The organism is Promineifilum sp. (SeqCode) (genome assembly GCF_041918635.1).
Taxonomy (GTDB): domain Bacteria; phylum Chloroflexota; class Anaerolineae; order Promineifilales; family Promineifilaceae; genus Promineifilum.
On the sequence record NZ_JAYRVJ010000084.1, the window covers coordinates 1 to 7772 of the forward strand.

The following is a 7772-nucleotide window of genomic DNA, read 5'->3' on the forward strand; positions in this document are numbered from 1 at the left end:
AGCGCGACCGCGCCGTCGCCCTGGCGGGCGAACTGCACGGGGCGGAACTGCTGGAGCGGGGAGCCGTCCGGCAGGTGTGGGCGCTGGACATCGGCTCGGGCGAGACCACGGTGCTGTTCCCCACGCTGGCCTGGCCCACCTGGCTGCGCCCAGAGGATAGCACCGGCGCTGTCCTCGAGGCGGAACTGGGTTCCGGCTTGGCGGCGGCGGCATTGACGGGGGATGAATCGCATTTCACGCTGGCGCTAAGGCGCACGCCGGTGCGGCTTGTGTCTGAACTTCTATCGCTCGGGGCGCTGCTCGTGGTGATAGCGCTGCTGGCGGCCGGCGAGCGGCCCGGCCCGGCCCAAACGCGCCGGCTGGCGGCGGGTGCGGTTGCCGTCATCGTCCCGCTCGTCCTCCTCGGCCTGCTCTGGCGCGGGGAAAATCGGGCGTTGCCGCGGGGCGACCTGACCTGGGACTTCGCCCAGATGGCCTATCTGCACCACGACGTAGAGGGCGTATCCTTCGAGAACGGGGCGCGGCTTCACGAATATGGCTACAGCGGGGATGAGATTGTGGCCGGGCAGACACTCACCGTGACGCTCAGCGTCGCCCCCGGCGACGGCCGCGCGGCGACGCTGGCCCTCGTTACGCCCGCCTCGGCCCGGCCGACGCCCAACGATGCCGCCGAGCCGCCCATCGTCGCCGCCGCGACGCACCCTCTGGCCGGCGAAACGGTGGTATTCAACCTCCCCATCCCGTCCGACGCGCCGCCCGGCCTCTACGTCCCGCGCCTGACCATCGACGGCGCGCGCCCGCTCATGCCGTCCGGCGGGACGAGGGGAGAGCTTTTCCTGCGGCCGGTCAGGATAAAGGCGGGGGAGCGGGGGAGCGGGGGAGCAGGGGAGCAAACGAACGACTCCCTCGACGTTCGGGCTACCAGCCTGACCCTGCGCGATCCGACGACGCTTGACGGCCGTTTCGCCTGGTACACGGATCGGCCGCTGGGGACGCGCTACCAGTTCTCGTGGCGGCTGCAAGACGCGGCGGGCGGGGTACTGGCGCAACTGGACGCGCAGCCGGGCTACGGCTTCCAACCGAGTACGCTCTGGCCGGCCGGGCAGTGGACGGCCGACTGGCTGGCGCTGCGGCTGCCGGATGCGGCCCCGGCCGAGGGCGACTACCCGCTCGTCATGCGCCTCTACGACGCCGACGGGCAGGCGCTTATGCGCCGCGTGGGGCTGCTGACGTGGGCCAATGGGGTGTGGCAGCCGCGCCCGCACGAACCTGCCTTCGCCCTGCCCGACGGCCTCTCCCCGGCCGAAGCGACGTTTGGCCGCACCGACGAACCGTTTATCGGTCTACACGGCTACCGGCTGGCGCGGGAGGGGACGGGGTTGCGCCTCACACTCTACTGGCAGGCGCTGGGCGACGTACCCGATGAGTACACGCGCTTCGTCCACCTGATCGACGCCGCCGGGGCCATCGCCGCCCAGGTAGACAGCGCCCCGGCCGGCGACAGCTACCCGACCGGCCAGTGGATCGAGGGGGAGGTCGTGGCCGACGCGGTGACGTTCGACCTCTCGGCCCTGCCGCCGGGCGACTACCGGCTAGGCGTGGGCTTCTACCAGCCGGTCGAGGGATTGGAAGCGGTGTCGGCGCTGGGGCCGGAGGGGCCGCTGCCCGATGGGCGGTTGGCGCTGCCCGATGTCGTCATAGTCGGGCCGTAAGAGCTCACGCAAAGCGCGCAAAGAAGCAAAGCACGCCAAGAGATGATTTTTCTTGGCGTTCTTTGCTTCTTTGCGCGCTTTGCGTGAGCTCTTAGCCGACCTCCTCGATCCGGCGGGTGAGGAAGGTCCGCTCGGCCCGATTTTCGCAGAGGGAGAGGGCCAGCACATAGGCCGCGCGGGCCTCGCCGCGGTAGCCGGCGCGGCGCAGGAAGTCGGCCACGGCGGCGTGATACCAGTGGTAGCCGTCCAGCGCCTCGGCCAGCTCCGCCCGCTGCAGCAGCGCCAATCCGGCCAGCGGCCCCCGCGCCATGCCCACGGCCACCGCCCGGTTGAGTTCCACCACCGGCGAGGGGGCGTAGCGCCGTAGCTCGCCGTAGAGCGCGGCAATCTGCGGCCAATCGGTGTCGGCCGACGCGCGCGCCCCGGCGTGCAGCGCGGCGATGGCCGCCTGAATCTGGTACGGCCCCGGCCGGCGCAGGGCCAGCGCCCGATCCAGCAGCGCCAGCCCGGCGTCGATCTCCGCCCGGTTCCAGCGCCCGCGATCCTGGTCTTCCAGCAGCACGAGGTCGCCGGCCGCGTCGACGCGGGCCGCCCGGCGCGAGTCGTGCAACAGCATCAGCGCCAGCAGTCCCATCGCCTCCGGCTGCGGCCCCAGATCGGGCCGCGACGCCAGCAGCTCGACCAGCGCCGAGGTCAGCCGGATCGCCTCGGCGCATAACTCCTGACGGATCAGGTCGTCCCCGGCCGTGGCCGCGTACCCCTCATTGAAGATCAGGTAGAGCACGGCCAGCACCCCATCGAGCCGCTCCGGGATGGCCCGCGCCGGCGGCACTTCGTAGGGGATGCCCGCGGCGCGGATCTTCGTCTTGGCTCGCGTCAGGCGCTGGTTCATCGTCGGCACAGGCACGAGGAAGGCGCGGGCGATCTCGGCCGTGTCCAGCCCGCCCAGCGTTCGCAGCGTCAGCGCCACCCGCGCCTCCAGCGACAGGGCCGGATGGCAGCAGGTGAAGATGAGCTTCAGGCGCTCGTCGGGGATGGCGGTCTCGTCCATCGCGGCGGGGTCGTCCAGGGGATCGGGGCGCGGGTCGGCCAGCAGCGCCGTCTTCTCTTCCCGGTTCTTGTCGCGGCGCAGCCGGTCGATGGCCTTGCGGCGGCCGACCGCCACCAGCCACGCCGCGGGGTTGTCCGGCATCTGGCGCGGCCAATGCTCCAGCGCAGCGACGAACGTCTCCTGCAGCGCGTCCTCTGCCAGCGCGAAATCGCCCAGCAGGCCGATGAGGATGGACAGCACACGGCCGTGCTCCTCGCGGAAGACGCGCTCGACGGGGGACGAAAGGCTCACAGAAGAGAGGACAGACACAGGCCGGCCGGGCGGGCGCTGGCCCGCCCGGCCACGATCGGTTTAGGCATTGGGATTGGGCACGTTGGAGAAGTCCACCACCGGCCGAATCTCAACCGAGCCGCGCCGCACGTCCGGGATGCGCTTGGCGACGTCGATGGCCTCGTCCAGATTGGCGCAATCCACCAGGTAAAAGCCTCCCAGGTGCTCCTTCGTCTCGGCAAAGGGGCCGTCGGTCGTCAGCGTCTTGCCGTCGCGGACGCGCACCGTCGTCGCCGTCGTCACGGGCTGGAGCGCCTCGCCCGAGAGCTGGATGCCGCGCTCGCGCAAAGAGGGGCCTAGCGCGAAGTATTCGGCCATCTCGGCCTCGTTCTCCGCCTCGGTGACGCCCTCATAGGTGGCCGGGTCAACGTAGATCAAAAGCATGTACTGCATGGTCTGGGTCTCCTTGTCTATTGATATTGATGTGGGCGATTTGCCCCTGTCTATCAATATGACGAATGAGAACGGCCGATTTCGACAACCCGCTCCTACATCATCCAGTCAGCAGAATTTTGCCGCGCCGCCCCGGCCGCGCGGCGTGAGCTACGGCGGCGCGGAAGTCGGCCAGGTCGTATGACGCCTCGACCGGCGGGACGAGATGCCCCTCGGCCATCAGTTGCATCAGCGTCGTCAGTGTGCCCAGCGTCCGGTCGGGCGGCGTGTTGCGGAACCAGTAGGTCAGCCAGAAGCCGCGCACGGTCAGGCCGCGAAAGAGCATCTCGCCGTTGTGCAGCGGCAGCGGCTCGCCGCCCAGCATACCGTAAACTAGCATGACCCCGCCGGGCCGCAGGCAACGCGCGGCCAGCGCCCCCGTCGCCCCGCCAACCGCCTCCAGCGCGCCGCGCACGCCGCCCCCGGTCAGTTCGCGCACGCGCTCGACCACGTTCCCCGCTTCGGTGCAGAACACGGCGTCGGCCCCCAGCGCCAGCAACTCTTCGACCTGCTCCGGGCGACGCACCAGGTTGACCATCCGGTAGCCGCGCAGTTGAGCGATCTGCAAGACGAGCCGGCCCAGCGTGGAGCCGGCGGCCGTCTGCAAGACCCACTCCCCCGGCCGCAGCGCCAGTTCCTGCTCCAGCATTACCCAGGCCGAGACGGGGTTGACCACGAACTGCGCCGCCGTCGCGTCGCTCACCGCGTCGGGCACGGGCAGCAGCCGCGCCGCGTCCACGACGACGGACTCGCACCACGTGCCGCCGGCGCTCAGTGGAATGGCGCGGTCGCCGGCCCGCCAGCCGCTAACCCCCTCGCCCAGCGCCTCGACGCGGCCTACGGCCTCGAAGCCAGGCGTGGCCGGCAGGCGCGGCAAGCGGCCGTAGTCGCCGCTGACCGTCAGCAGGTCAGACGGGTTGATCGGCCGGTGGGTCAGGCGCAGTCGCGCCTGGCCCGGCCCCGGCTCCGGCCGGGGCAACTCCTCCAGCCGCAGCACCTCGCCCGGCGGTCCACACCTGTCAAATCGAATCGCGCGCAGATCGGTTTCCCCGGCTGTACGGGCGGGTTTGAAACCCGCCCCTACCTAGCATCAATCTGCCTAATCTGCGAAATCTGCGGATTCTTCCTTCTTCATTCCTCCAGAAACGCCACCGCCGCATCCACACTCTCCTGCGGGCTGATCCTGAGTCGAATATCCTCCAGCCTCCCATCCGCGCCGATGATGACGTGGCTGCGCAGGATGCCGTCATACGTCTTGCCGAACATCTGCTTCTCGCCCCACGCGCCATATGCCTCGGCCACCTGATGGTCGGGGTCGGACAGCAGCGTGTAGGGCAGACTCTCCTTGGCCCGCCACTTCGCCAGCTTGGCGGGCGAGTCGGGGCTGAGGCCGATCACCGTCGCGTTGCCGGCCTCGATGCGCGGGAAGCGGTCGCGGAAGCCGCACGCCTGGGTTGCGCAGCCGGGCGTGTCGGCCTTGGGGAAGAAGAACAGGACGACGCGCCGGCCGCGCAGGTCGGACAGCTTGACCAGTTGGTTCTCGTCGGAGAGTAGTTCGAAATCGGGGGCGGGATCGCCAACGTTAAGCATGGTGTTTATTCCTTTGCATGTGAGGTGCGACGCACTTCAGAAAGCGCGTCGCGCCTGGATTATACGACGCTGGTGGATTGTTGTCGCCGCTCATCGAGCTGGCGGCGGATCTCCTCATAGCGCTCGCGGTCAATCGGGAAGCGCCAGGCCAGCACCAGCGAGATACCCAGCGCCACGGCCGGGATGATGCTCACCAGGAAGCGCATGGCGTTGAGCGCGCTCTCCGGCTGCTCGATGAACAGGCTGCCGGTGGTCGAGCTGATGAAGCCCGTCTCCGAGAGCAGCCGGCCAACGGCGAAGATGGCGAAGGCCGACGCCCACTTGCGCAACAGGACGAGGAAGCCGGAATAAAGTCCCTCGCGCCGCTCGCCCGTCTTCAGTTCATCCGCCTCGATCACGTCACCGACGATGGCCCAGGGGATGACGCTCATGGCCGCGTAGCCGATGCCGGCCAGCCCCGCGCCGATGAGGATGGCGTTTTGCGCGCCGGGCGGTACGAACGTCGCCACGATGAGCACGCCGGTCATGAAGCCGATGGTGATCAGGTAAGCGGTGCGCTTGTCGGTGCGCTGCATCAGCCGGACGACGAACGGCGTGCTCAGCAAGGCCATGCCCAGCACCATCACCAGTACCACGCTGTCGAAGCCGGGCGTGACGCGGATGTAGTCAATCAGGTAGCGCACCAGGACGACCAGGATGATGTCACCGGTGGTGAAGCACAGCAGGTAGATGAGCGCCGCCAGCAGGAAAGGGCGGTTGGCGTAAACCTCGCGGAAGTTTTGCAGCGGCCGGATGGGGGAACTCACCGGTTCCACGTCCGGCTCGCGCACGAAGCGAAAGACCAGCAAGTAGGGGATGGCGATGGTCAGCGACCACAACCCGGCCGAGAGCATGTACCCCTGCCGGATGGCCGCCGGCCCCCCGCCCAACCAGACGGCGAAAACGTTCTCCGCCAGCAGCTTGAACGCCCCGGCTGTAATCAACGCGGCCAGGATCGAGAAGGCGATGCGCCAGCCGGTCAGGCTACTGCGCTCGTCATATTCGGTGGTCAACTCCGGCACCATCGCCAGGTAAGGCACGTTGACGATGGTGTAGAGCGTGTCGAACAGCAAGAAGGCGACACTATAGTAGACGATGAGCGCGGCGTCGCTCTGCCAAGGGGGCACATAGAACATCAGGAAGAAGGATAGGGCAAACGGGATGGAGCCGAACAGCAGGAAGGGCCGCCGCCGGCCCCAGCGCGAGCGCATGCGGTCGCTGAACGAACCAACCAGCGGGTCGTTGATACTGTCCCAGACGCGGCCGATGAGGACGACAAAGCCCGCCAGACCGGCATCCAGCCCGACGACGTTGGTGAGGAAGATAAACCAAAAGATGTTGCGCGCCGTGGCCGCGGCTGAGGTTCCCCAATCCCCCAACCCAAAGATGAACTTGGTCCCTGTCGTCAGTTTAGGCGCGCCGGCCAATTCGCTCCTTCGCGCTCAGTGGAACGGCCGGGACGCTGACAGCGCTGACCAGGTTGAATGCCGGATTCAGTGTAATACCATGATCGAACATGCTACTTCCCGCAAGGCCATCTCAGCCGTCGCCAATAGGCTTGAATGCTATCACGCCCCCGACCGGACACCAAGCAGCATTGTTGCCATTCGCCCAAACTGGCAGTATGATTCTCATCTACCCCCGATAAGCTGAGGTAATGCATCAGAAAGCTAATGCCAGGACACGCGAAGTCTCTGTCACCGAACCAACTACGACTGGTGTGCGATCCGGCGAGCTTGGCCTTCGAAACGACGGCCGACCTGGAGCCGACCACGTCCATCATCGGCCAGCCGCGGGCCACCCGCGCGCTGGAGTTCGGCATGGGGCTCAAGAGCAAGGGCTATAATATCTTCGTCATGGGATCGCCGGGCACGGGCCGCAGCATGGCTATCCGCCACTTTCTGCAACAGCGCTGCCGCCGCGAGCCGACGCCCAATGACTGGATTTACGTCCACAACTTCGAGGTAGCCCACCGGCCGCAACCCATCAGCCTGCCGCCCGGCCAGGGCGCGCTCTTTTCTGAGCGCCTGAAGGGCATGATTGAGGCCGTCCAGTTGGCGCTGACTCAGGCGTTCGAGAGTAGCTCCTATCGCGACGCCGTCCACGCCCTGGAGGAGAAGCTCTCAGAGGAGCGCGAGGAACAATTATCGGCGCTGGAGCGCAAGGCCACCGACCAGGGCTTTGACCTGCAGGAAACGCCATCCGGCCTGATGGTGACCGTCGTCCCGGAAGAGGAGGCAGGCGACGCCAACGGCGGCAACGGCGAGGCCCAGGCCCGCCGCGACACCCGGCGCGCCCTCCAGGTCGAGTTGCAGCACATCCTGCGCGAGCTCCGGCTGCTGGAGCGAGACGCGCGCGACAAGCGGCGCGAGCTTGACCAGCAGGTGACGGAGGCGGCCATCCAGGACGAGTTTGATGGGCTGCGCGAGCAATATACCGACCAGCCGGCGCTGCTGGCCTATCTCGACGCCGCGCGGGCCGACCTGCTCGACCAGGTGATCCGCGCCGCGCCGGGGCTGGACGAGAAAGACCTCGACCAGATGGTGGACTTGCGCCGCTACGAGGCCAACGTCCTGATCGACAACAGCGCCGATGAGGGCGCGCCGGTCATCGTCCAA

At 68.0% G+C, this 7772-nt stretch carries 6 protein-coding genes and 1 pseudogene; 2 read left to right on the forward strand and 5 right to left on the reverse strand.

Going from position 1 to position 7772, the window contains the following annotated elements; genetic code table 11:
- Positions 1 to 1712, forward strand: a pseudogene (locus ACE3UY_RS02740) (hypothetical protein); the annotation flags it as partial.
- 91 nt (positions 1713 to 1803) lie between these two features.
- On the opposite strand, the gene ACE3UY_RS02745 reads toward ACE3UY_RS02740, so the two are convergent.
- The 5 genes from ACE3UY_RS02745 to ACE3UY_RS02765 form a co-directional block, all read right to left on the reverse strand.
- Positions 1804 to 3054 carry an RNA polymerase sigma factor gene (locus ACE3UY_RS02745; RefSeq protein WP_374686021.1) on the reverse strand — a complete coding sequence of 417 codons (1251 nt, stop codon included), beginning with the start codon at positions 3052 to 3054 and terminating at the stop codon, positions 1804 to 1806.
- Positions 3055 to 3114: 60 nt separating this feature from the next.
- A complete protein-coding gene (locus tag ACE3UY_RS02750) occupies positions 3115 to 3486 on the reverse strand; it encodes a YciI family protein (RefSeq protein ID WP_374686022.1) in 372 nt (123 codons plus the stop codon).
- 100 nt (positions 3487 to 3586) lie between these two features.
- On the reverse strand, positions 3587 to 4522 hold the full coding sequence (locus ACE3UY_RS02755) for a zinc-dependent alcohol dehydrogenase family protein (protein ID WP_374686023.1): 936 nt from the start codon (positions 4520 to 4522) through the stop codon (positions 3587 to 3589).
- A 134-nt stretch (positions 4523 to 4656) separates the two neighbouring features.
- Entirely contained in the window at positions 4657 to 5115 is a 459-nt protein-coding gene (gene bcp / locus ACE3UY_RS02760; protein WP_374686024.1) for a thioredoxin-dependent thiol peroxidase, read from the reverse strand.
- Between the two features lie 59 nt (positions 5116 to 5174).
- Complete coding sequence (locus ACE3UY_RS02765) at positions 5175 to 6581, reverse strand: MFS transporter (protein ID WP_374686025.1); 1407 nt, start codon at positions 6579 to 6581, stop codon at positions 5175 to 5177.
- Positions 6582 to 6890: 309 nt separating this feature from the next.
- On the opposite strand from ACE3UY_RS02765, the gene ACE3UY_RS02770 reads away from it, so the two are divergent.
- Positions 6891 to 7772 (forward strand): Lon-like protease helical domain-containing protein (locus tag ACE3UY_RS02770; RefSeq protein ID WP_374686026.1); only part of this gene is annotated, 882 nt, incomplete at its 3' end.

Coding starts and splice junctions, on each gene's coding strand:
- ACE3UY_RS02750 (WP_374686022.1), bottom strand. CDS start 3,486: ATGCAGTACATGCTTTTGATCTACGTTGACCCGGCCACCTATGAGGGC.
- bcp (WP_374686024.1), bottom strand. CDS start 5,115: ATGCTTAACGTTGGCGATCCCGCCCCCGATTTCGAACTACTCTCCGAC.